The organism is Sphingobium sp. TB-6 (assembly GCF_012927365.1).
Lineage (GTDB): Bacteria > Pseudomonadota > Alphaproteobacteria > Sphingomonadales > Sphingomonadaceae > Sphingobium.
Window position 1 is genome coordinate 107268 of record NZ_JABBGL010000005.1, and the last position, 23040, is coordinate 130307.

Here is a 23040-nt window from a genome sequence, read left to right on the forward strand (position 1 = left end):
ATTGGCTGACAGCAATCTGGAGGCCCGAGCCGGAATCGAACCGGCGTGCACGGATTTGCAGTCCGCTGCGTCACCACTCCGCCATCGGGCCTCGGCGTGGGTGGCCGCAAATGTGCGGCTTTTGATGCAAAGTCAAGCAGCACTGTGATATTGTCGGGCAAGATTCCGGCACTCGGGCACGCAAAGCCGCTTGGCGTGGCCTTTGCGCTGATTTAGAGGTCCGGAATTATATCCTTTGCTGTATTGCCTTATTAATACAGTCGTCATAGAAGCTATCCTGATCGAGGAATTGTCGTGACCGAGCAGAATTTTTCATCGATGCGGACCGCCATGGTCGAAAGCCAGCTTCGCACCAGCGATGTGGATGATCAGCGTGTGATCGCGGCGATGGCGCATGTCGCGCGGGAGGATTTCGTGCCGGCCGAGCGGCGCGCGATGACCTATGTCGACCGGCCGATTCCGCTGGCGGGAGGGCGCGCGCTCAATCCGCCGCTGGTGACCGGCCGCCTGCTTAAGGAAGCGCAGATCGTTGAGGGCGACAAGGTGCTGCTGATCGGTGCCGCCACCGGCTACAGCGCGGCGCTGCTGACGGCGTTGGGCGCGCAGGTGACGGCGGTCGAGGAAGAAGGCGGGGCCGAGATTTCTGTCGAGGGCGTGACGGTCGTTCGCGGTCCGCTGAATGCCGGTGCGGCTGCCGGGGCGCCTTATACTGTGCTGTTCATCGACGGCGCAGTGGAGGAAGTGCCCGCCCCGCTCGTTCAGCAGCTTGCCGATGGCGCGCGGGTCGTGACGGGCATCGTCGAGCGCGGCGTTACCCGTCTGTGCAGCGGCCGGGTGGTGTCGGGCGTGCTGGGTCTTTCCAGTCTCGCTGATTTGGAAATGGTTGTGCTTCCGGGCTTTGCCGCGCCGGAACGGTTTGTGTTCTGAAGGACCGATTGGGGGAGACATGACGGCAAGACATCGGTTTTCTGGGCGTTGCGCCCTGTTCCTGTTGCTGTCGGTGTCCTCCGCCATGGCCGGCGCGGCCCATGCGGAGACGTTGCAGGGCGCGCTCGCCAAGGCCTATCGGTCGAATCCGACGCTGACGGGCGCACGCGCGGGGCAGCGGGCGACGGATGAGAATGTGCCGATCCAGAAGGCGTCGGGGCGGCCCGCGCTGGATGCGACGGGCAGCTATTCCGAAAGCATTCTCAAGCCGACGATCAGCTTCACTTCGCCGCAGCGGACGCTGAATGCGAATGCGCAATTGAGCGTGCCGCTTTATACAGGCGGGAGCGTGCGCAACGGCATCAAGGCCGCCAAGACACGGGTGGCCGCCGGGCAGGCCGATCTGCGCGGCACGGAGGCGAGCGTCTTTTCGCAGGTCGTCGCCGCCTATATGGACGTCATCCGCAACGGGGCGGTGGTTGCGCTCAACCAGGCCAATGTGCGGGCGCTGGAGGTCAATCTCCAGGCGACCAGCGACCGGTTCGAGGTAGGCGACGTGACCCGCACCGACGTCGCGCAATCCGAGTCGCGCCTGGCGCTGGCACGGTCCGACCTGCAGGGCGCTGAGGCCAATCTCATTACCGCCCGTGAAAATTACATCGCGCTGGTGGGCGAGGCGCCGGACGCTCTGGAGCCGCCGCCGCCCTTGCCGGGCCTGCCCGCGACCCCGGACAGCGCCGTGCAGGTGGCGCTCAAGGACAATCCGGACATTCTAGTCGCGAAAAAGCTGCGGGAGGCTCAGCAATTCGACGTGCGCGCGGCCAAGGGCACGGTGCTGCCGACGGTATCCGCCTTCACCCAGGCGGGCTACACCAACTATCTCGACACGCTGACCAGCAGCGCGACCGGATCGCAAATCAACAAGCAGGCGTCGGCGGGTGTCCAACTGAACATCCCCTTCTATCAGGGCGGCCGTCCGGCGGCGCAGGTGCGGCGCAGCCAGGCGCTGGAATCGCAGGCGATGGAGAAGGAAATCGAGGTCGAGCGCGGCGTGATCGCGCAGACCCGGTCCGCTTATGCGAGCTGGCAAGCCTCGCTGGAGAGCATCCAGTCGAACCAGAAGGCGGTCGACGCCGCGAACCTGTCGCTGGAAGGCGTGCGTGCGGAAAACTCGGTCGGCAGCCGCACCATCCTCGACATATTGAATGCCGAGCAGGAGGCGGTGAACGCCAAGGTCCAGTTGGTGACGGCGCGGCGCAATGCCTATGTCGCGGGTTTCAGCCTGCTCGCCGCCATGGGCCATGCCGAGGCGGACGATCTGAACCTGGAAGCGGGCACGCTCTACGACCCGATGGTCAATTATGATCGGGTGAAGGGCAAGTGGTTCGATTGGGATTTCGACCCCGCGCCGAAGCTGCAATCGACGCGGACCGTTGACTCGCCGGCGCAAAACGCCAATGTGGACCCCGGTTTGGCGCAGCCTTAACGCAATTTTAACCCCGAAAGCGTTCCTTTGTGGTATAGCGTTAACGGGAACTGGAATAGGGGTTAACCATGGGCGATATGAGCAAGGAACCCTCGATGGAGGACATTCTCTCGTCCATCAAGCGGATCATCGCGGAAGAAGGCGAAGAAGCTGTGCAGACCTTGCCGCGCCGCGTGCGGGGAGAGGCGGCGCAGAAGGTCCGGCCTGGACCCGTCGCGGAGGCAGTGCCGGAGCCTGCCAGCGATGAAGTGCTGGAACTGACCGACGAGGTTGCTGTGGAGGAACCCATGCCTGCCCATCGAACGTCCCGTGCGCCCCGGCCCGTGGCTGAACAGGAGGGTGTGTCCATCCTGTCGGTCGAGAGCGAGGTTGCGGCCCGCCATTCGCTTTCGGCCCTGTCGTCCATGCTGGTGACGCCCAAGGAGGGCGAGGACAATACGCTCGACGGGTTGGTCCGCTCGATGCTGAAGCCGATGCTGAAGGAATGGCTGGACCTGCGGTTGCCGCAGATGGTCGAGGATATGGTCGCCAAGGAAATCGCCCGCATCACTGGCCGTTGAGTCGAGAAGTCTTGGTGATTCGCGCGCGCATGGCGGGCGGTTGCTTGTCCTATGTTCCGCCTGCGCTTAACTGAACGCCGATTTCATCGTCTTTGTTCTTTTATTACGCTTTGGTGGTTGATCCTTGCGAGCAGGCGAGGCGTTGCCTACACCCTTTCCATAGCTGTCGACGCTGCCCCCAAGAGAGCGGCGCGACCTGATTCAAGGGTGTTCATCCATGAAATATCTTCTGCACGCGGGACTTGGCGCTCTGGCCTTGGCCCAATCGGCGCTGGCCGTTTCGCCGGCGTCGGCCCGGCCGTTCACGCCCAGCGACATGGCCAGTCTCCATCGCGCGTCGGCCCCGGCGGTTTCGCCTGACGGGCAATGGCTCGCCTATCAATTGCGGGTGACCGATCTTGCCGCGAACAAGGGACGGACGGACCTCTATCTGCTGGACTTGAGCAAGGCGGGCGCGGCGCCGCGCATGGTCGCCTCGGTCGCGGACAAGAATGAAAGCGCACCCGCTTTTTCGGCTGATGGGAAATCGCTTTATTATCTTTCCAATCAGAGCGGCGATGATCAGCTTTGGCGGGTGACCGTCGCGGGCGGCAAGGGCGAGCAGGTGACTCAGGCGCCAGGCGGGATTGCAGGCTTTCTGCTGAGCCCAGCGGGAGATCGGGTCGCGCTGTGGGCGGACCGGCCGGTGGGGGCGAAGACGATCGACGATGCAAAGCCCGCGACGCCGCCGGGCGCTGGTACGGGGCGCGTCTATGAACAGCTTTTCGTGCGTCATTGGGACACATGGGCGGACGGGCAGCGCTCGCAGATCTTCGTGATGCCGCTTTCGGGCGGAAAGGCGGTGTCGGTGATGGGCGCGCTGGTCGGGGACAGCCCGTCCAAGCCCTTTGGCGGGGCCGAGGAGATCGCGTGGAGTGCCGACGGCAAGACGCTGTTCTTCGCGCTGCGCGAGGCGGGGCGGATCGAATCGCTGTCGACCAATCTCGATATTTTCGCGGTTCCGGCGGATGGCAGCGCGGCGCCGGTCAATCTGACGGATGCCAATGATGCGACGGATACCATGCCGACCGTGTCGCCGGATGGGAAATGGCTCGCTTATGCGGCGATGAAACGGCCCGGCTATGAGAGCGACCGGCTGGTGCTGATGCTCCGCAACATCGCGACGGGCGAGACGAAGGCGCTGACCGAGGCTTGGGACCGTTCGGTGGCATCCATCGCCTGGGCGGCGGATGGGAAGGCGATATTCGTCACCGCTGATGATGTGCTGGACCATCCGGTCTTTCGAGTGGATGCTGCTTCGGGCAAGGTCACGCGGCTGACACAGGCGGGCCATGCGGGCAGCGTCGTGCCGCTGCCCAAGGGTGGGTTCGTCTATACCCTCGACAGCATCCAGTCGCCGACCGATTTCTGGAAAATGCCGGCCAAGGGGAAAGCCGTGCGACTCACCAGCGTCAATGCGGAGAAGCTGGCAGGGGTGGATGACGTGTCGGTCCAGCGCTACAGCTTCAAGGGCGCCAATGGCGACACCGTCTGGGGACAGATCGTGAAGCCCAAAGGTGTGACGGGCAAGCTGCCGGTGGCCATGCTGGTCCATGGCGGGCCGCAGGGAAGCTTCAACGATAGCTGGTCCTATCGCTGGAATCCCAAGGCTTTCGCGGCGCATGGCTATGCCGCCGTCATCGTCGATTTCCATGGCTCGACCGGCTACGGCCAGGCCTTTGTCGACAGCATCAACCAGGATTGGGGCGGCAAGCCGCTGGAGGATCTGAAGCTGGGCCTGGCGGCGGCTGCGGCGAAGGATGCACAGGTCGATGCGGGCAATGGCTGTGCGCTCGGCGCAAGCTATGGCGGCTATATGATGAACTGGATCGAGGGCAATTGGCCCGACGGCTTCAAGTGCATCGTCCAGCATGACGGCGTGTTCGACGCCCGCGCCATGGCTTATGAGACCGAAGAGCTATGGTTCGACGAATGGGAACATGGCGGGTCTTATTATGAAAAGGCGCAAGAGTTCGAGAAATGGAATCCCGTCAACCATGTGACCCAATGGAAGACGCCGATGCTGGTGGTGACGAGCGAGAAGGATTTCCGCATTCCCTATACCCAGGGGCTGGCGGCCTTCACGGCGTTGCAGCGGCGCAATGTGCCTTCCAAGCTGCTGGTGTTTCCCGATGAGAATCACTGGGTCTTGAAGCCGCGCAACTCGCTGCAATGGTATGATGAGGCGCTGGGCTGGCTTGACAAGTGGACCGGCAAGTAAAGCTGGAATGCCATGAGAAGGCGCATTAAGGCGCCTTCTCATGACCGAATTGCCCAAGACCTTCGACCCCGCCGATATCGAGTCCCGCTGGTACGCCCATTGGGAGAAAAATGGCTTGTTCCGCCCGGAGCGGTCCGGCGCGGAGCCCTTCACCATCGTCAACCCGCCGCCGAACGTGACGGGCAGCCTGCATATCGGCCATGCGCTGGACAATACGTTGCAGGACATCGTGATCCGCTATGAGCGGCTGCGCGGCAAGGATGCGCTGTGGGTGGTGGGCACCGACCATGCAGGCATCGCGACGCAGATGGTGGTCGAGCGGCAGATGGAGGCGCGGCAGGACAAGCGCACCAATTACACCCGCGACCAGTTCGTCGAGAAGGTCTGGGAATGGAAGGCCGAGAGCGGCGGCGCGATCACGCGCCAGCTTCGCCGTCTGGGCTGCTCGATGGACTGGGCCAATGAGCGCTTCACCATGGATGAGGGCTTTTCGAAGGCCGTCATCAAGACGTTCGTGGAACTGCACAAGCGCGGCCTGCTGTACCGCGACAAGCGCCTGGTGAACTGGGACCCGCATTTCCGTTCGGCCATCTCCGACCTGGAGGTCGAGACCAAGGAAGTGAAGGGCGGCTTCTGGCATTTCCGCTATCCGCTAGCCGATGGCGTGAAACTGGCCAATGGCGCGGACCATATCGTCGTCGCCACCACGCGGCCCGAGACGATGCTGGCGGACATGGCGGTCGCCGTGCATCCCGAAGACCCGCGCTACAAGGACGTCATCGGCAAGGATATCCTCCAGCCGATCACTGGCCGCCGGTTCAAGATCGTGGGCGACGATTATGCCGACCCGGAACTGGGGTCGGGCGCGGTGAAGATCACGCCGGGGCATGACTTCAACGACTTCGAAGTCGGCAAGCGCGCGGGCTTCAAGGCCGCCGACATGCTCAACATGTTCGATGCCGAAGCCAATGTGATCCAGACCGCCGACGGCCTGATCCCGGAGCGCTTCCTGGGCCTGCACCGCTTCAGCCGCGACGGCGTGGACGGCGCGCGCGAGCTGGTCGTGGCGGAGATGAAGGCGCTGGGCCTGCTGGTCCCGCACATCAGCAAGACCAAGGAAGGCGAGGAAGTCGAATCCGACGCCGAGCCGCGCACCATCCAGACTCCCTTTGGCGATCGTTCGGGCGTGGTGATCGAGCCGTGGCTGACCGATCAATGGTATGTCGATGCGGAGAAGCTGGCGGTTGCCCCCATGCAGGCGGTGCGGGACGGGCGGATCGAGATCGTCCCCAAGACGTGGGAAAAGACCTTCTTCAACTGGATGGAGAATATCCAGCCCTGGTGCGTCTCGCGCCAGCTCTGGTGGGGGCACCAGATTCCGGCGTGGTATGACGAGGACGGTAATCCCTATGTCGCGGAGAGCGAGGAAGAGGCGCAGGCGCTCGCGGGCAACAAGACGCTGACCCGCGATCCTGACGTCCTCGACACCTGGTTCTCCTCTGCGCTCTGGCCGTTCGGCACGCTTGGCTGGCCGGAAGAGACCGATACGCTCAAGCGCCATTATCCCAACGACCTGCTGATTTCCGGCTTCGACATCCTGTTCTTCTGGGATGCGCGCATGGCGATGCAGGGGCTGGAGTTCATGGGCGATGTGCCGTGGCGCAAGCTCTACCTCCACGGGCTGGTGCGCGCCGCGGACGGGCAGAAAATGTCCAAGTCCAAGGGCAATGTCGTCGACCCGCTGGGCCTGATCGATAAGTTCGGCGCCGACGCGCTGCGCTTCTTCATGAGCGCCATGGAAAGCCAGGGCCGCGACGTGAAGATGGATGAGAAGCGCGTCGAGGGCTATCGCAACTTCGCGACCAAGCTGTGGAACGCGGCGCGCTTCCTGCAATCCAATGGCGTCACCGCTTCGACCAGCCATGAGGCGCCCCATGCGGAGGCGCCGGTCAACCGCTGGATCATTGCCGAGACGGTCGCGACCGTGCAGGCGATCGACACCGCGATGACCGAATTGCGTTTCGACGCGGCGGCGAACGCCATTTACCATTTCGTCTGGGACCAGTTTTGCGACTGGTATATCGAACTGACCAAGAGCGCGATGGATGACGAAACCCGCGCCGTCGCGGGTTGGGCGTTCGATCAGATATTGGTGATGTTGCATCCCTTCATGCCCTTCATCACCGAAGAGCTGTGGCATCTGACGGGCGAGCGGGAGACGGCGCTGATCGTCGCGCGCTGGCCGCAGGCGCTCTATGCTGTGGATAGCGAGGCGCAGGCGGAGATCGACTGGCTGATCCGCCTGATCAGCGCGATGCGCACGGCCCGAACCGAACTCAACGTGCCGCCGGGCGCGAAGCTGGGCGTGGTCGTCCAGGATGCGTCGGAGGAAACCCGCCGTCGCATCGATCGTCAGGGCGCGGCGCTGGCGCGGTTGGGCCGGGTCGAGAGCCTGTCCTTTGGTGACAGTGTCGAGGGCGGCGCGGCGCAGATTGTCGTCGACGAGGCGACCTTCATCCTGCCGTTGGAAGGCGTGATCGACACCGCCGCCGAAAAGGCCCGTCTCGCCAAGGCGCTCGCCAGCGCGGAGAAGGAACGGGATTCCCTCTCCGGGCGTCTTTCCAATCCCAGCTTCGTCGAAAAGGCTAAGCCCGAAGCCGTCGCCAAGGCGCGCGAGGACCATGGCGAAAAAGCCGCCGAAGCGGAAAGATTGAAGGCGGCGCTGGAACGGCTCGCCTGATTTGCCGGCGCATCCGATCGGGATGCGCTGACCAAGGGCCAGCAGGTGCCGCGCTGCATCCGCAAGGGGGAACGGTCATGGCTATAGGGGAACATCGGGCCAGGGATCTGACGCAAGGGCCGATCGCATCGACCCTGCTGCTGTTCGCCGTCCCGACGCTGGCGTCCAACATCCTTCAATCGCTGAACGGCTCGATCAACGCCGTCTGGGTCGGCCGTTTCCTGGGGGCGCAGGCGCTGGCGGCCACCGCCAATGCGAACATCACCATGTTCCTGATGTTCTCCGTCGTTTTCGGCTTCGGCATGGCGTCGACCGTGATGATCGCGCAGGCGGCGGGGCGGGGCGATCTCGACGCGGCGCGCCGCGCTTTCGGTTCGGCCGTCGGCTTCTGTACCCTGTTGGGTCTCATCGTCGCGACCGCCGGCTGGATCGGCGCACCCGCTTTGCTGCGGCTGCTGGCGACGCCGGTGGAGGCGTTCGACCTGGCGCTCATCTATTTGCGGGTGATCTTCATCGCCATGCCGGCTTCCCTGCTCAGCGTCATGATGATGATGGGCCTGCGCGGGACGGGCGATGCGCGCACGCCGCTGATCTTCATGTTCGTGAGCGTGGGCGTCGATCTGGTGCTCAACCCGGTGCTGATCCTGGGCCTGGGGCCGATACCGGCGATGGGCATCGGCGGGTCGGCCGCGGCGACGGCGACGGCGGGTGTCATCAGCCTGATCGGCCTCATCCTCTATACCTATGCCAAGGATCTGCCGCTGCGTCTGCGCGGGCGGGAACTGGCCTATCTGCGCCCGGCGCCGGAGCAGATGCGGGTCTTGTTCGGCAAGGGGTTGCCCATGGGACTGCAGATGATCGTCATGTCCGCTTCCGGGCTGGTGATGATCGGCCTCGTCAATCGGGAGGGTTTCCTCGTCACCGCTGCCTATGGCGCGGCCCAGCAGATCTGGACCTACCTCCAGATGCCGGCGATGGCGATGGGCGCGGCGGTCAGCGCCATGGCGGCGCAGAATATCGGCGCCGGGCGATGGGACCGGATCAGCCGGATCACCGGCTATGGCATGGGCTATCTGTTGCTGATCACCGGCACGATGGTGGCCGTGATCCTGCTGTTCCACGCGCCGCTGCTGTCGCTGTTCCTGGGGCGGAACGAAGCCGCCATCGCCGCTGCATGGCATATGCAGCTTTTGGCGAGCTGGAGCTTCGTGCTGTTCGGCTGCACGATGATCCTGTTCGGCGTGATGCGGGCCAATGGCGTGGTGGTAAGACCGCTGCTGATCCTGATCTTCACCCTCTTCGCGGTGCGGCTAGGCTTCTATCATCTGGGTTATCCGCATATCGGGGCGGACGCGCTGTGGCTCAGCTTCCCGGCGGGTTCGGCAGCGGCCTTCCTGCTGGCCGGGCTGGTCTATTGGCAGGGGGGCTGGCGCAAGGCGAAGCTGCTCGTCCCCGTGAACGAGGAAGAGTGCCGCGAAAGCATTAATGCGGAGAGCGAGCCTGCCGGCCGGATCGTCCCGGCAGGGTAAAGTCTTACCGCCCCTGACTGCGCCAGCGGGTGATGGTGCGGTCGAGAATCTCCGCCTCGCCGCCTGACTGACGCCACAGCTCCGTGAAGCTCGGGTCGCCCGAGGCCGGACGCCGTTCTTCTTCCAGATTGTCGAGCGCGACGCGGATCGGTACGGCGACGCCTTCGCCGCAGATGATCGCCTCGCGGTTGCGCAGCGCGGGGATGGAATCGAGGAAGCCGCGCGCGCCTTCGGGCATGGCGGCCTTCACGAAGGCCTGGTCGCGGTCGTTGTTGAGGCGCATCGAGATGATCGTGCCGCATTGCGACAGCACGCCTTCGGCCAGGTCCGACGGACGCTGGGTGATGAGGCCCAGCGATACGCCATATTTACGGCCTTCCTTGGCGATCCGCTCCAGGATGCGGCGCACGGCCTGACCCGATCCGGTGGTGGAGGAGGGGATGTAGCGATGCGCTTCCTCGCAGACCAGCAGGATCGGCCGTTGCGGCTCGTCACGCGCCCACAGGGCATAGTCGAACACCAGCCGGGACAGCACCGACACGACGACCGACGTGATGTCGGACGGCATGGAAGACACGTCGATGATGGAGATCGGCTTGCCGCCCGAGGGCAGGCGGAAGATCTTGGCGATGAATTCCTGCATCGAATCCGCGACCAGCATGCCGGAGAACATGAAGCTGTAGCGCGGATCGCTCTTGATCTCGTCGATCTTGGTCTTCAACCGCATATAGGGCAGCGATCCGGTGCCCTTGTCCAGCTTCCCCATCTCGTTCTGAAGGATGTTGGTGAGGTCGGAGAGCAGATAGGGAACCGGCGAATCGACCGTCAGCCGCCCGATGCTCTCCGCCAGCCGGTTCTTCGACCGTGCGGCGAGCAGGCATTTGGCGAGGATGTCGCAATCAACGGTCCGCTCGGAACCCTCGGAGGTGACGAACACCTCGCAATGCTCCTCGAAATTCATCAGCCAATAGGGGAGGGCGAGGTTGTTGACGTCATAGACCGCGCCATTGGTCTGGAAAGCCGCGCCATATTCGCCATGGGGGTCGATCATCACGATATGGCCCTGCGGCGACAGGTCGCAGATGCGGTGGAGGATGAGCGCGGCGCTGGTCGACTTGCCGGTGCCGGTCGACCCCAGCAGCGCGAAATGCTTGCCCAGCATGGAGTCGACATAGAGCGCGGCGCGGGTGTCGGCGGTGGGATAGACGGTGCCGATCTGCACATGAGGGCGGTCGTCGGCGGAATAGATCTGCTGCATGTCCTGGCTGGACACCGGATAAACCTCCGTCCCCGGCGTTGGATAGCGGGTCACGCCGCGGCGGAAGCGGTAGATGCGGCCCGTCAGCTTTTCCTCATCGCCTTCGCCCAGAAAGTCGATGTCGACGACGATGCTGTTGCTGTCCTGGCGGTCCATCGCCATGCGGCGCACGCTGGCGATCAGCCAGACATGGCCGACGCGCATCTTCACCTGGGAGCCGACTTGCCCCGCCATGGCAAGGGAAGGATCGGGATTATGCGACAGCGCGGCGATCCGCGTGGCGTCGATGATCAACTGCGAACTGGACCCCGCAATCTGGAAAACCATGCCCATGGCGTCGACCGAAGCCTGAAAGACATGCGGCTGCGCGCCTGCGAAATGGTCGGCACCGTGCATCTGGGTCATGAACCTTTTTCCCCTCGACCGGACGGGATTCCGGCACGTCGGATCGATTTAACCGGCGACTGGTAAAGAATCTGCTTATTCCGGCCCCATAAACAGGAAGCGGCCGGACGCCTGCGCCGCGATGTCAGAGGAAATGCGTGTCAGGCCTGGTCGTTGAAACATTTGCCGAAAATCGGGAAAATCGCTTGACCGCCGTGCTGACGACCGATGCGGCGCGGCGTTCCGATGCGATCTCCATCGCTCGCGTTATCTGCATTTTGGGAGTGGTGTACGTCCACGCCTGGACGGGTCTGAGCGGCCATGATCTGGAAAGCCTGCGGGGAACGCCGCAGGACAGCCTGCGTTGGGGATTGATGGAGATTTTCGGGCGCAGCGCGGTGCCGTTGCTGGGCCTGATTTCCGGTTGGCTGGTCGCGGGATCGGCGCGCACGCAGGATTGGGTGCGCCATGTCGGGCGCAAGGTGCGGACGATCCTGCTGCCGATGATCCTGTGGAATGCGCTGGCGATCCTGTTCGTGTCCGGCGCGGCCTGGGTGCTGGGCCTGTCCGCGCCCGTGCCGTCGTCCACCGACTGGATGTTCCAGGAACTGTTCATCGTCAGCCGCAATCCCGACATCAATGTCCAGATGCCGTTCCTGCGCGACCTGTTCCTGTGCATGATCGCCGCGCCGCTGTTCGTGCGCCTGCCCGGCTGGGCGCTGGGCGCGGTCGCGGCGATGGCGGCGTTGTGCCAGATCATGGGCTGGGGACCGCCGGTACTGATGCGGGCGACGATCCTGTTCTTCTTCATCATGGGCATCATTGCCCGGCGCGAGGGGCTGGCCGATCGGGTGGCGGCGCTGCCCTGGACGGTCGCGGCGCCCCCTTTCGCGCTGCTGATGACAGCGCAGCTCCATGTTTCCCTGCATGTGGGCGCTTTGCCGCCGGGCATCGGCATGGCGGTGCTGGACATGGCGGTGCGGATCGCGGCGGCGCTGTTCTTCTGGCGGCTGGCCTGGTCCTTGGCGGCCAGCGCGGCGCGCGGGATGCTGCTGCGGATCGAGCCCTTCGCCTTCTTCCTCTTCTGCTCGCACCTCATCCTGATCTGGCTGGGCGGACCGGTGCTGGGGACGCTGTTCGGCAAGCTCGGCTCGCCTTTCTATCCCGCCTATCTTCTGGTGCAGCCCCTGCTGGTGTTGGTCGCCGTGGTGCTGCTGGGATCGCTGCTCAGCCGCGCCGCGCCGGGACTGGCAAAGCTATTGAGCGGCGGCCGCCTCATGGCCGCCTGACACGGCTCGCCCTGCGGCGATGGCGATTTCGATGCTGCGCTTGCGGGCCTCCAGATCGTGGATATGGCCGCCGATGATGATCTCATCGACCTGGGTGCGGCGGATGAAAGTGGCCAGATCCCGCTCGACATCGGCCTGGGTGCCGATACTCGAAGCGCTCAGTACGTCGGCCAGCATGGCCTGCGCCTGGGGCGGCAGGCTTTCATAATAGCCGGGAACAGGGGGTTGCAGCTTGCCCGGTTGGCCAGTGCGCAGCCGGACGAAGGCCTGCTGCATGGAGGTCGCGATCAGTTGCGCTTCCTCCACGGTGTCGGCGGCGAAGACATTATAGCCCGCCATCACATAGGGATATTTGAGTTGCGCCGATGGCCGGAAATCGCGGCGGTAGATGGCGATCGCCTCGTCCAGAGCGCCCGGCGCGAAATGGGAGGCGAAGGCATAGGGCAGGCCGAGCGCGGCGGCCAGTTGCGCCCCATAGAGGCTGGAGCCGAGAATCCAGAGCGGCACATCCTCGCCAGCGCCGGGCGTCGCCTGGAAGCCCAGGCGCGCATCGCCCGCGAAATAGGCTTGCAACTCCATCACGTCGCGGGGGAATTCATCCGGGCCGCCGCTCAGCGTCCGCCGCATCGCCTGTGCCACGCGCTGGTCCGAACCGGGCGCCCGGCCCAATCCCAGATCGACGCGGCCGGGAAACAGGGCGGCGAGCGTGCCGAATTGCTCCGCGATCAGCAGCGGCGCATGATTGGGCAGCATGATGCCGCCCGCGCCGATGCGGATGTGGCGGGTAGCCTGTCCGATATGCGCCAGCACCACGGCGGTTGCGGCCGACGCGATCCCCGGCATGCCATGATGTTCGGCCACCCAATAGCGGTGGAAGCCGAGGCTTTCGGCATGGGCGGCAAAGGCGGCGGCGCGGCGGAGCGCTTCGCCGGGGCTGCTGCCTTCATTGACGGGGACGAGGTCCAGAACGGAAAAACGAGTCATGGCCCGCATATGGGGGGATGACCCGTTTTATTTCAATACTTATGTGACGCGGTTCAGACGGCGCGGCCGAATCCCTGCGCGGGACCGTCGACGCGGCGGCCGAAGCCCTGGGGCCGACGGGCGACCAGCGGATTGGCGTCGCGGTCTAGCAGGGCCATCGTCTCGGTAAAGCAGGGGCGCAGCGCGACCACATCCTCGATCAGCTCGTCCGGGCCTTCCCGGCTTTCGACGCAGCGGCGGGCGACCATCTCGATCTTTTCGGCCATGGCGCTCAGACGATAGGCGCCGAACTGCGCCGACTCGCCCTTCAGCGTATGGGCCGGGGTGACGAGCGCGGCGGCGTTGCGCGCGCGAAAGGCTTCCTCAATCGCGCCGATCGCCTTGCCGCCATCTTCCCGGAAATAGCCGAGAATCCGCAGGAAGGCGGTACCCAGCTCCGATCGGGATTTGGCAAAATCGGTCCAGTTGACCAGTTCGGCCTCTTGATATGACACGCTGCGACACTCCCTGTTCTGCCGCAGCGAGTATAGAAGAGGGGCGTAAATATGGGGTTAAGCTGTGATGGCCATGGGCTGGGGCGACCGGCCAATCGTGAAGAGGTGCGGCCCTTTGGCCGTGAAGGTCCAGCCTTGCTGCCGGGCCAGCGCCTCCAGCTCCGTCGGCGCGATGGGATCGTCAGCCTCGATCGTCACCGCATCGCCCGAGCGCATCGCCCGCGCCACACGCAGCGCGGGCCAGGGACATTTCATGCCCCTGGCGTCGATATGTGCCGCATCACTTGTTGGCATAGGGGTTTTTGGCGCTGCGTAGCGTCAGGCGTACCGGCACCGCGCCGAAGCCCAGTTCCTTGCGGATGCCGTTCACCAGATAGCGGCGATAGCTTTCCGGCAGCTCGTCCAGCCGCGTGCCGAACAGCACGAAGGTCGGCGGGCGGGTCTTGTTCTGGGTGATGTAGCGCAGCTTGATCCGCTTACCGCCGGGCGCGGGTGGCGGATTAGCCTCCAGCGCGCGTTCGAACCAGCGGTTGAGGATGCCGGTAGACACGCGCTGCGACCAGGCGGTGCGGGTTTCGAAGGCGACGCGGATGAGGTCGTCCAGCCCTTTGCCGGTTGCCCCCGACACGGTCATGATCGGCACGCCGCGTATCTGCGCGAGGCCGTCGGACAGCGCCTGCTTGATGCCCTGGTAAAGCGCCGAGCCGTGCTCCACCGTATCCCATTTGTTGAGCGCCACGACCAAGGCGCGGCCTTCCTCCACCACCTTGTCCGCGATGCGCAGATCCTGCGCCTCCAGCCCGCGGGTGGAATCGAGCAACAGCACCACGACCTCCGCGAAATTGACCGCGTTGAGGCCATCGGACACGGCCAGCTTTTCCAGCTTGTCCTGCACCTTGGCGCGCTTGCGCATGCCAGCCGTGTCGATCAGGCGGACGGGGCGTTCATTGCCGTCGGGGCTGGTCCATTGCCAGTCGACGGCAATGCTGTCGCGGGTGATGCCGGCCTCCGGGCCGGTCAGCAGGCGGTTTTCACCGAGAAGCCGGTTGATGAGCGTCGACTTGCCCGCATTGGGGCGGCCGACAATGGCCAGCTTCAACGGCGCGGATTCGAGGTCGGCCTCGTTCAGCTCGCCTTCTTCCTCTTCCTCCTCCTCACGGTCGATATAGGGGAGGAGAGCCTGGAACAGATCGGCCAGCCCCTGGCCATGTTCGGCGGAGAAGGGGATGGGGTCGCCCAGGCCCAGGCTGAACGCTTCCATCACGCCATCATCGCCCGCCCGGCCCTCGGCCTTGTTGGCCATCAGCACGACCGGGGCGTCGCCCTCGCGCAGCCAGCGGGCGATTTCCTCATCCAGTGGTGTTATCCCGGCTCGGGCGTCCACGACGAACAGTGCGACGTCGGCATTTTCCACTGCCGCTTGCGTTTGCATGCGCATGCGGCCGGGCAGGGTCTGCGGATCCTCATCCTCATAACCGGCGGTGTCGATGATGGTGAATTCGACGCCGAGAAGATTCGCCTGCCCCTCCCGCCGGTCGCGGGTCACGCCGGGCTGGTCGTCGACCAGCGCCAGCTTCTTGCCGACGAGCCGGTTGAACAGGGTGGACTTGCCGACATTGGGGCGTCCTACGATGGCAACGGTGGGCAGCATAAAAGGCCCGTATCCTTCAAAATATTGGTGCTCCTGCGAAGGCAGGAGTCCAGTCCAAACAGCGGAACTGGACTCCTGCCTTCGCAGGAGCACGGTTACTTAACATCATTGAGGGCGTTAACGAAACGCCGTCAGCTTGCCGTTGTCGGCAAGGATATAAAGCGTGTTGTTCGCCACGACCGGCGAGAGCGACATCGACCGGTCGAGATCGATTTCCGCCTGGATCTTGCCCGTCGTCGGATCGACATAGTTGAGGTCGCCATGGGTCGAAACCAGGATCAGGCGACCGCCCGCCAGCACCGGCCCGGTCCAGCGGATCGCCTTGTCCTTCTTCTTTTCCTTCTCCCAGCGGCGCAACTGGCTGATCCAGCGGATCTTGCCGGTCGCGCGGGCGACGCAGAGCAGCTTGGCGTCGCTGGTCACCGCAAACACCCATTCGCCCACGACCGAGGGGGTGGAAATGCCCGCAATGTTGATTTCCCAGAGGCGCTGGCCGCTCACCAGTTCATAGCTGGCCATGCGGCCGCCCTGACCGATGGCGAAGACGCGACCACGATCGATCACCGGATCGGCGTCGATATCGGTGAGCGATGCCACCGCCGTCGAGATGCTGGTGCGCGACAGGGCGTCGCCCCACAGCGTCCGGCCATTTTCATAGCGATAGGCGGTCAGCTCGCCCGAGCTGTAGCCTGCTATCACCGTGCCCTGCGCGGCGGCCGGAGCGGCCACGCCGAAAATGCCCGTGACTTGCAGCGTGCCGCTGTCGGTCCACTGCACTTCGCCGTCCGTCTGGTTGAGCGCGAAGATCTGGTTATCCTGGCCCATCACATAGACATGGCCGTTGGCGAGCGTCGGCGCGCCACGCAGCGGGCCGCCAGGGCGCTTCTTCCACAGGACTGCGCCCGTATTGGCGTCTATGGCGGCGACGTCACCCACGCCGGTGCTGGCATAGAGCTTGCCGTCGATCACGCTGACGCCGCCGCCGAACAGGGCGCGGCCGCTGCCTTCGGCGGGCAGGGCGGTCTGCCACAGCTTCGCGCCGCTGTTGGCGTCGAACGCGATCACCCGCGCATCGGCGTCGATGACATAGAGCTTGCCGCCGACCACCACCGGGGCGGAGGCGAGGCGCGCCTGAGGCGTGCTGCCCGAGATGGAGGCGGTCCATGCCTGCGAGGGCGAAGCGCCCAGCGCGAGATTGCCCATGGTCTTGGCGGGGCTGCCGCCCGGCTGCGACCATTGGTCATTGGCATAGGGTTCGGGCAGGGCCACCGGCACGTCGGCCAGGGTCGGATCGACCTCCACACCCTGTTCATTGCTGAGGATCGAGGTGCGCTTGCCGATTACCGGGGTCTTGGGGCCGCCCTTCTTGCCGCCGATCACGCCGCAGCCCGCGAGCAGGGCGATCATCGCGGCCACAGTCACGGCGCGGCTGGCGCCCGAAAATTTCGTCATGCTGTGCTTTCCCATGCGCCCAATCATTCCTGTCCCGCCACGATCGGCGTTTCGACTGCATCCACACCCAATAAGCCCGCCATCTGTCGCGCGCGTGAACGGATCGACTGCGGCACGTTCCTGTCCTTCGCCATGGCGGCGAACAGTGGCCCGGCCAGGTCGGGCTTGCGCAACTTCATATAGGCGATGGCGACCAGTTCCCCGGCGCTGCCGAACCAGGGCGCGCCCTCGACGGCGAGGGGCTTCAGGCGATCGATCACCTGCTGCGGAGCCAGGCTTTCATATTCCAGCGTGGTCTGGCGGATCAGCGCCAGGTCGCGATAGGGCTGGTCGAGCGAGCTGTCGCTGGCCATCGCCTGATAGGCGGCGATCGCGGCCTTGCTGTCGCCCTTGCGCGCGGCGGTGCCGGCCTTCACCAGCAGGGCAGAAGCGCGGAAGCCGGGCTGGCTCGCCTGTGTCAGCGTTTCGAGCTGCTTCACATCGGGCGTGCCCCCGCCGACCGCCGTGGCGATCACCTTGTCCATCTCTTCCGAAACGGCCTGCGATTGTGTCTTCGTATAATGCTGCCAATAAAGCCATCCGCCGAACGCGGCGAGCCCCAGGATCACCAGCACGACGATCCAGCGGCCGAAGCGCTGCCAGAAGGTCAGCAACTGGTCCTGCCGGACGGCCTCATCGACCTCACGCATGAAGGCTTCGCTGTTTTGCGGCGTCAGGGCCACTTGGGTCTCCAGAAATTCGTCAGATAAGGCACGCGGAAGGCGCGATCATTAGCGGCGCACTGCGCTCACGCAAATCACTTTTTGGGCCGATAGACCTGATCTTCGGTCGGAAAGTGCCGGTTTCGGACATCTTCGGCATAACGGGAGGCGGCGTTGCCGATCGTTTCCGCGATATTTTCATAACGCTTCACGAAGCGGGGCACGCGCTCGAACATGCCCAGCATGTCCTCCGCCACCAGCACCTGCCCGTCGCAATGGGCCGATGCGCCGATGCCGATCACCGGCACGTCGACGCTGTCGGTGACGGCGATGGCGATGTCCTCCATCACGCCCTCGATCACCATGGCGAAGGCGCCCGCCTGCGCGACGGCGCGGGCGTCGGAGATGATCTTGGCATGCTCCTCCTGGCTCTTGCCGCGCGCGCCATAGCCGCCCAGCGCGTTCACCGCCTGCGGGGTGAGGCCGATATGCGCCATCACCGGAATGCCGCGCTGGCTGAGGAAGGAGATGGTTTCTGCCATCGCCACGCCGCCCTCCAGCTTGACGCCCGCGCAGCCGGTTTCGGCCATGATGCGGCTGGCGCTGGCAAAGGCCTGTTGCGGGGAGGCTTCATAGCTGCCGAAGGGCATGTCGACGAGCACGACGCTATGATAGCTGCCGCGCACCACGGCGGCCCCATGGGCGATCATCATGTCGAGCGTGACAGGAAGGGTGGAGGGCAGGCCGTACACCACCTGGCCCAGAGAATCCCCGACCAGCAGCATGTCGCAATGCGGGTCGAGCAATTGCGCCATCCGCGCCGTATAGGCGGTCAGCATCACCAGCGGCTGCTGCGTCTTGCCCTCGAACTTGCGGCGCTGGATGGCGGGCACCGTCAGGCGCTTCATCGGCGCGGGCGTGGGATTGGCGCGGCTGGTCGACGTATCGAGCGTGAAGGTCGTGGACATGGGACGCCCTCTACCCCAGCCTGATCGCTGGCGCAAATCGGGCAGAAGTCCAATCCGATCATGGCGGCATCGAAAAATGCGGGGAGCGACAGGGCTGTGTCGCTCCCCGCAGGGGTGAACCTCGTTGGATGCCGGCCTCGATCATGAGGCCGTGGGCGCTATCAGAACGAGAATTTGATCGTTCCGCCCCAGGTCTGCGGGTCGCCGGGCTGACCGGCGATCAGGCCGGTGTTGCCGGGCGCAACCTGGAGATTTTCGATATAGTTCACGTCGAAGGCGTTGCGGACCCAACCGAAGATGTCGAACCCTTCGCCACGGAAACCGGCCCGGACGTTGGTCAGCGCATAGCCCTTCACCTGCGTGTAGATTGACGGCGAGGCGTTCGAATTCCAGTGCGAACGATAATTGCCGTCGACGCCCAGATAGATCTGGCCTTCCTTCGCCAGCAGCGTGACCGGAATGTTGTATTCGGCACCGTAGGAGAAGGCCCATTTTGACACGCCGGGCAGACCCTGGCCCGAGATGTCGCATGCCCGCGGGCTGAGCGATGCTCCGGGATGAGTGGGCGTGTTGCCGGCCTGGCCGGGTGCGTCCGGCGTCTGGGTGCCAGTCACGAACGTGCCGCCGGACAGTTCGGGCGGGCAGGGCGCGTTGGTGAACTTCTTGTACTTGGCGTCGGTATAGGCGCCATTGGCATAGGCGGTGAAGCGATCGCTGGCGACGATCTTGAGGTCTGCCTCGATACCCTGCGACCGGACCTTTTCCGCATTGGCGAGGTAGCCGCGCACCGTGCCGAACTGTCCGCCGTTCACCGTCGCCTGGAAATTCTTGATCTCCGTGCGGAAGGCGGTGAGGTTGAAGGTCGCCCGGCGATCCCAGAACTGCGTCTTGAGGCCGATTTCATAATGGTTGACCGATTCCGGCTTCACCGTGCCGGCGGCGTAGTTCACCGTATTGTCGGAATTGAGCGGCAAGCCGTTCTGGTTGATGCCCAGCGTCTTGAAGCTCTTGGCGTAGGTCGCATAGGCAAGGATGTCCTGCGCGATCTTGTAATTGACGTTGAAGTCGTAGGTGAAGTTCCAGGCGCTGTCGGACGGCGAGCTGACCTGCGGCTGATAGACGCCGCACTGCGCTGCGAGGACCGTGCCGGCGGTCGGGGCTGGAGTGCAGGAAATGACCTGGCCTGTGCCATTGGTCACGACGCGCTGATAGAAGCCCGACTTCTTGTCATAATTGAGGCGAGCACCCGGCTGGATAGTCAGCGCGTTGGTCACTTTCCAGCTCAACTGGCCGAACAGTGCCGCGCTCGTGCTCTTGAGCCATTGCGTATTGCTGGCGGTCAGACCCTGAAGGATGCTGGGCGTGGTGGCCTGCGTGCCGGTCAGGCTCCAGCGGCTGGCGTCGGCACCCTGTTGCTCGGTGCCCTGGGTGTCGATCCGCTGCTTGAAGCCGAACAGGCCGAGGACGAAGTCGACCTTCTGGCTTTCGTAATTATAGCGGAACTCCTGGCTATACTGGTCCTGCTGCGAGGGGTTCTGCGATTTCGACACGACCGACAGGCCGGTGAAGTCGCGGTCGTTTTCGGGCTTCCAGTCCCAGAAACGCCATGCAGTGACGGAGGTCAGCGTGCCGGGGCCGACATCCCACTTTATCTTCGCCGACACGCCGCCGATCTTGTTGCCTGCATTCAGGTTGCTGTCGAGATCGGTCAGCCGGTCGTAGGGATTGCGGCTGGGGGTCGCATAGTTGCGGCCGGGATTGGCAGCGTTGATCGCTGCGACGAGCGCGTCATATTGGCGCGTGATCGGGCGTTGGGTCGTGCCGACGCGCACGAACACCGTGCCGCAGCATTCCGGATCCTGCTTGCTATAGTCGCCCGACAGGGTGATGCTGAAATCATCGGTGGGCTTGAACAGCAACTGGCCGCGAATGCCCAGATTGTCCTGTTCGTTGATCCAGCGTTTGCTCGTCACATTGTACAGCGTGCCACGGCGGCTGGTCGAGGCGATCGCGATGCGGGCGGCGATCGTGTCCGACAGCGGGCCGGAAATGGCGGCCTTCGCCTGCTTGTAGTTGAGGTTGCCGACGGTCAGCTCGGCGCGGCCCTCGAAATCGAAGGTCGGCTGGTTGGTCGTGATGTTGATCGCGCCTGCCGTGGTGTTCTTGCCGTAGAGCGAACCTTGTGGACCGCGCAGCACTTCGACCTGGGCGACATCGAGGAAGTCGAAGGTCGCGGCGGCGACGCGCGAATTGTAGACGTCGTCGACATAGATGCCGACGCCCTGCTCAAAGCCGTCGCTGGTCAGACCGAACGGCACGCCAAGGCCACGGATGTTGACCGAGGTGTTGCGCGGGTTGGTGGTGTAGACCTGCAGCGTCGGCGCCAGTTGCTGAAGCTTCACGACGTTGAAGTTGCCGGTCGCCTCGATGCTGTCGCCGCGGATCACGGAGATCGCCAGCGGCACTTCCTGCGCGGTTTCCTGCCGGCGGCGGGCGGTGACGATGATCACTTCCCCGCGGGCAGTGGCTTGCTCGGCGCTGTCCGCAACGGGTTGAGGCGCGTCCTGCGCAGATGCACTGGACGCAATGATGGATGCGCTCGCCACCCCGGCGAGCCACAGAAAACGCGCAATCATGTATATTCCCCTTCCGGATGTCCGGTGAATGTTGATCGCGGCCTCTGCGGTGATCCGCTCAAAGCCGTTGGTCTGGGAATGGAAAATGTGGCCCACCCCTTGCCACTTGTTATTCGGCCCTTATGCGGGCCTTATTCGACAACCCTGCGTGCCCCCGCGCTTCTTTCAGGCGGTCAGGCGTGTCTTTTCCGTAACGTCGATCTGCACCACGCGCGCATCGTGAACGGTCAACGTGACCGACCCGAAACGAAGCGCTTCGAGCACGCTGCGCACCTTCTCGATGCTGACGGCGATGTCGTGGCGCTGCCCATCGCTGCGGCCGTTGCGGGCAAATTCAATCGATCGGTTTTCACTCATAAACACCTCTTAGCCGCTCTTTATCTCAACTGGATTGATAGACAAAAAAGCAAATATAAGGGGCGCTCAAGTTTCTCTTGTCGCGCCCCGGAAAAATCTAGCCGTTGACCCGCAGCGCCGCCAATCGCCGCTCCTGATGCGCCAGTGGTATGGCGGGCCTTAATTGCCGCATCGCAGAGGCCTGCTCATGCGCATTGTCGATCAGTTTTTCGAGCAAGGCTTGACCGAAGCGCCACTCGCCCAGGCCCGCTTCGGCGTTGATATGGCCGCAAAAGCCCGCGTCGACGAAGCTGCTGCCCCAATTCTTGCCGACGCTATGGGCGCGTTCGAAGAAGATATAGGGGTCGTTGCGGCTCGCCACGACGATCGACGGGAAGGGCAGTTGCGCGCGGGGTGTGGGGCCGAAGCCGCCGATCGTCTCGGGCGTTTCCATCCGGTCGCAGTCGGGCGGCGCCACCAGCAGCGCGCCGGTCACCGGCCAACCATAGGCCTGGCTCTGCAAGGCGCCCCACCAGGCCACCGCGAGGCAACCCAGGCTGTGCGCGGCCAGGATGATCGGTCCGTCCGCTGCCCGGATCGCCGCGTCCAGCCGCGTGACCCAGCTATTGCGGCTGGGGCTGGCCCAGCTTCCCAGATCGACGCGTTCGCAATCCCCGCGCGTTTTTTCCCACAGCGTCTGCCAATGATCGGGTCCGCTATTGTTGAGACCCGGTATGGTCAGCACGACCGGCTGGCGCGCGTCACCTGAATGTCCGAATCGCTCCATGGTCAGATCCTCGTCCTATTGTCGAGGGAGAGATAATTCTATTTATCCAGTAGACAATGGCCAAGCGACAAAATGTGTCGGAATCTGGGCAGCCCGATTCATCTGGCGTTCATGTAGCCGGAAGGGTCGCTCAATACCTCCTTTGCGCGCCCATCTACAGCGTTTGAGACCCGTTACCAGGGGTAGATCAGCCCATAATATTGGAAGACGCTGCGGCCATAGGCGTCGTCATAATCGGGCCGTTCGTCGGGCAGATGCCGGGGCGCGTCGTCCAGGGTTTCCTTGGCCAGATCGACGACATAGCCGCCCTTGTCGGTATCGTAGCTCAGCATCGACCAGGGCAGCGGATAATGATCGTTGCCCATGCCCAGAAAGCCGCCGAAGGACAGCACGGCATAGCGCACCTGTCCGCTTCGCTTGTCGACCATGAAATTGGAGATATGGCCCAGTTTCTCGCCCTGGCGATTATAGACGGTGGTGCCTTCGACCCGGTCAGACGCGATCAGGTCGTGATGATTTTCCGCGGCCAATTCGGCCCCAACTAAGTCAGACATTGTCACTCTCCTGCGAAAGAATCGCGCTATGGTGATGAAACCAA

Annotated in this window: 19 protein-coding genes and 1 tRNA gene; 7 read left to right on the forward strand and 13 right to left on the reverse strand. The window is 64.1% G+C overall.

Annotated elements, in window-relative coordinates:
• Positions 1–17 precede the first annotated feature (17 nt).
• A tRNA-Cys gene (locus HHL26_RS08895) sits at positions 18–91 on the reverse strand.
• Positions 92–294: 203 nt separating this feature from the next.
• On the opposite strand from HHL26_RS08895, the gene HHL26_RS08900 reads away from it, so the two are divergent.
• From HHL26_RS08900 to HHL26_RS08925, 6 genes are all read left to right on the forward strand, one after another.
• Positions 295–927, forward strand: coding sequence for a protein-L-isoaspartate O-methyltransferase (locus HHL26_RS08900; protein WP_066558893.1), 633 nt, complete (start codon positions 295–297; stop codon positions 925–927).
• A gap of 19 nt (positions 928–946) precedes the next feature.
• On the forward strand, positions 947–2413 hold the full coding sequence (locus HHL26_RS08905) for a TolC family outer membrane protein (protein ID WP_066558888.1): 1467 nt from the start codon (positions 947–949) through the stop codon (positions 2411–2413).
• Between the two features lie 68 nt (positions 2414–2481).
• Positions 2482–2973 carry a DUF2497 domain-containing protein gene (locus HHL26_RS08910; RefSeq protein WP_066558884.1) on the forward strand — a complete coding sequence of 164 codons (492 nt, stop codon included), beginning with the start codon at positions 2482–2484 and terminating at the stop codon, positions 2971–2973.
• A gap of 217 nt (positions 2974–3190) precedes the next feature.
• Entirely contained in the window at positions 3191–5233 is a 2043-nt protein-coding gene (locus tag HHL26_RS08915; protein WP_066558882.1) for a S9 family peptidase, read from the forward strand.
• 40 nt (positions 5234–5273) lie between these two features.
• On the forward strand, positions 5274–7973 hold the full coding sequence (locus tag HHL26_RS08920; RefSeq protein ID WP_066558881.1) for a valine--tRNA ligase: 2700 nt from the start codon (positions 5274–5276) through the stop codon (positions 7971–7973).
• 77 nt (positions 7974–8050) lie between these two features.
• The gene (locus HHL26_RS08925) at positions 8051–9502 is read left to right on the forward strand and encodes an MATE family efflux transporter (protein WP_066558880.1); all 1452 of its coding nucleotides are present in this window, start codon (positions 8051–8053) and stop codon (positions 9500–9502) included.
• Between the two features lie 4 nt (positions 9503–9506).
• Here HHL26_RS08925 and HHL26_RS08930 read toward each other — a convergent pair whose 3' ends face one another.
• Positions 9507–11165 carry an ATP-binding protein gene (locus tag HHL26_RS08930; RefSeq protein ID WP_066558879.1) on the reverse strand — a complete coding sequence of 553 codons (1659 nt, stop codon included), beginning with the start codon at positions 11163–11165 and terminating at the stop codon, positions 9507–9509.
• A gap of 185 nt (positions 11166–11350) precedes the next feature.
• On the opposite strand from HHL26_RS08930, the gene HHL26_RS08935 reads away from it, so the two are divergent.
• Positions 11351–12433, forward strand: coding sequence for an acyltransferase (locus HHL26_RS08935; protein WP_066561866.1), 1083 nt, complete (start codon positions 11351–11353; stop codon positions 12431–12433).
• Here HHL26_RS08935 and HHL26_RS08940 read toward each other — a convergent pair.
• The 11 genes from HHL26_RS08940 to HHL26_RS08990 all read right to left on the reverse strand — a co-directional run bounded on the left by HHL26_RS08940 (position 12401) and on the right by HHL26_RS08990 (position 22996).
• Positions 12401–13417 (reverse strand): LLM class flavin-dependent oxidoreductase, encoded by a 1017-nt coding sequence (locus tag HHL26_RS08940; protein ID WP_066561864.1) that lies wholly within the window; start codon positions 13415–13417, stop codon positions 12401–12403. The two genes, HHL26_RS08935 and HHL26_RS08940, sit on opposite strands and share 33 nt — an antisense overlap.
• A gap of 53 nt (positions 13418–13470) precedes the next feature.
• Positions 13471–13911, reverse strand: coding sequence for an Hpt domain-containing protein (locus tag HHL26_RS08945; RefSeq protein ID WP_066558875.1), 441 nt, complete (start codon positions 13909–13911; stop codon positions 13471–13473).
• 57 nt (positions 13912–13968) lie between these two features.
• Entirely contained in the window at positions 13969–14205 is a 237-nt protein-coding gene (locus tag HHL26_RS08950) for a sulfurtransferase TusA family protein (protein ID WP_066558873.1), read from the reverse strand.
• Entirely contained in the window at positions 14192–15562 is a 1371-nt protein-coding gene (der, locus tag HHL26_RS08955) for a ribosome biogenesis GTPase Der (protein ID WP_066558871.1), read from the reverse strand. Before der ends, HHL26_RS08950 begins: the two co-directional genes overlap by 14 nt.
• 117 nt (positions 15563–15679) lie before the next feature.
• Positions 15680–17029, reverse strand: a complete 1350-nt coding sequence (locus tag HHL26_RS08960) for a PQQ-binding-like beta-propeller repeat protein (protein WP_197672719.1) — start codon at positions 17027–17029, stop codon at positions 15680–15682.
• Between the two features lie 8 nt (positions 17030–17037).
• Complete coding sequence (locus HHL26_RS08965; RefSeq protein WP_066558863.1) at positions 17038–17736, reverse strand: tetratricopeptide repeat protein; 699 nt, start codon at positions 17734–17736, stop codon at positions 17038–17040.
• Positions 17737–17810: 74 nt separating this feature from the next.
• Positions 17811–18683, reverse strand: coding sequence for a 3-methyl-2-oxobutanoate hydroxymethyltransferase (panB, locus tag HHL26_RS08970; protein ID WP_066558862.1), 873 nt, complete (start codon positions 18681–18683; stop codon positions 17811–17813).
• Between the two features lie 161 nt (positions 18684–18844).
• Complete coding sequence (locus HHL26_RS08975; RefSeq protein WP_066558860.1) at positions 18845–21319, reverse strand: TonB-dependent receptor; 2475 nt, start codon at positions 21317–21319, stop codon at positions 18845–18847.
• Between the two features lie 165 nt (positions 21320–21484).
• On the reverse strand, positions 21485–21676 hold the full coding sequence (locus HHL26_RS08980) for a YezD family protein (RefSeq protein WP_025549910.1): 192 nt from the start codon (positions 21674–21676) through the stop codon (positions 21485–21487).
• A 97-nt stretch (positions 21677–21773) separates the two neighbouring features.
• A complete protein-coding gene (locus HHL26_RS08985) occupies positions 21774–22442 on the reverse strand; it encodes an alpha/beta hydrolase (protein WP_066558859.1) in 669 nt (222 codons plus the stop codon).
• Positions 22443–22615: 173 nt separating this feature from the next.
• A complete protein-coding gene (locus tag HHL26_RS08990; RefSeq protein ID WP_066558857.1) occupies positions 22616–22996 on the reverse strand; it encodes a PRC-barrel domain-containing protein in 381 nt (126 codons plus the stop codon).
• Positions 22997–23040 lie beyond the last annotated feature (44 nt).

What these genes read in the sequence shown, in the direction of transcription:
- HHL26_RS08905 (WP_066558888.1), top strand. Translation starts at nt 947, where the DNA reads ATGACGGCAAGACATCGGTTTTCTGGGCGTTGCGCCCTGTTCCTGTTG.
- HHL26_RS08910 (WP_066558884.1), top strand. Translation starts at nt 2,482, where the DNA reads ATGGGCGATATGAGCAAGGAACCCTCGATGGAGGACATTCTCTCGTCC.
- HHL26_RS08915 (WP_066558882.1), top strand. Translation starts at nt 3,191, where the DNA reads ATGAAATATCTTCTGCACGCGGGACTTGGCGCTCTGGCCTTGGCCCAA.
- HHL26_RS08920 (WP_066558881.1), top strand. Translation starts at nt 5,274, where the DNA reads ATGACCGAATTGCCCAAGACCTTCGACCCCGCCGATATCGAGTCCCGC.
- HHL26_RS08925 (WP_066558880.1), top strand. Translation starts at nt 8,051, where the DNA reads ATGGCTATAGGGGAACATCGGGCCAGGGATCTGACGCAAGGGCCGATC.
- HHL26_RS08930 (WP_066558879.1), bottom strand. Translation starts at nt 11,165, where the DNA reads ATGACCCAGATGCACGGTGCCGACCATTTCGCAGGCGCGCAGCCGCAT.
- HHL26_RS08940 (WP_066561864.1), bottom strand. Translation starts at nt 13,417, where the DNA reads ATGACTCGTTTTTCCGTTCTGGACCTCGTCCCCGTCAATGAAGGCAGC.
- HHL26_RS08950 (WP_066558873.1), bottom strand. Translation starts at nt 14,205, where the DNA reads ATGCCAACAAGTGATGCGGCACATATCGACGCCAGGGGCATGAAATGT.
- der (WP_066558871.1), bottom strand. Translation starts at nt 15,562, where the DNA reads ATGCTGCCCACCGTTGCCATCGTAGGACGCCCCAATGTCGGCAAGTCC.
- HHL26_RS08960 (WP_197672719.1), bottom strand. Translation starts at nt 17,029, where the DNA reads ATGGGAAAGCACAGCATGACGAAATTTTCGGGCGCCAGCCGCGCCGTG.
- panB (WP_066558862.1), bottom strand. Translation starts at nt 18,683, where the DNA reads ATGTCCACGACCTTCACGCTCGATACGTCGACCAGCCGCGCCAATCCC.
- HHL26_RS08975 (WP_066558860.1), bottom strand. Translation starts at nt 21,319, where the DNA reads ATGATTGCGCGTTTTCTGTGGCTCGCCGGGGTGGCGAGCGCATCCATC.
- HHL26_RS08980 (WP_025549910.1), bottom strand. Translation starts at nt 21,676, where the DNA reads ATGAGTGAAAACCGATCGATTGAATTTGCCCGCAACGGCCGCAGCGAT.
- HHL26_RS08985 (WP_066558859.1), bottom strand. Translation starts at nt 22,442, where the DNA reads ATGGAGCGATTCGGACATTCAGGTGACGCGCGCCAGCCGGTCGTGCTG.
- HHL26_RS08990 (WP_066558857.1), bottom strand. Translation starts at nt 22,996, where the DNA reads ATGTCTGACTTAGTTGGGGCCGAATTGGCCGCGGAAAATCATCACGAC.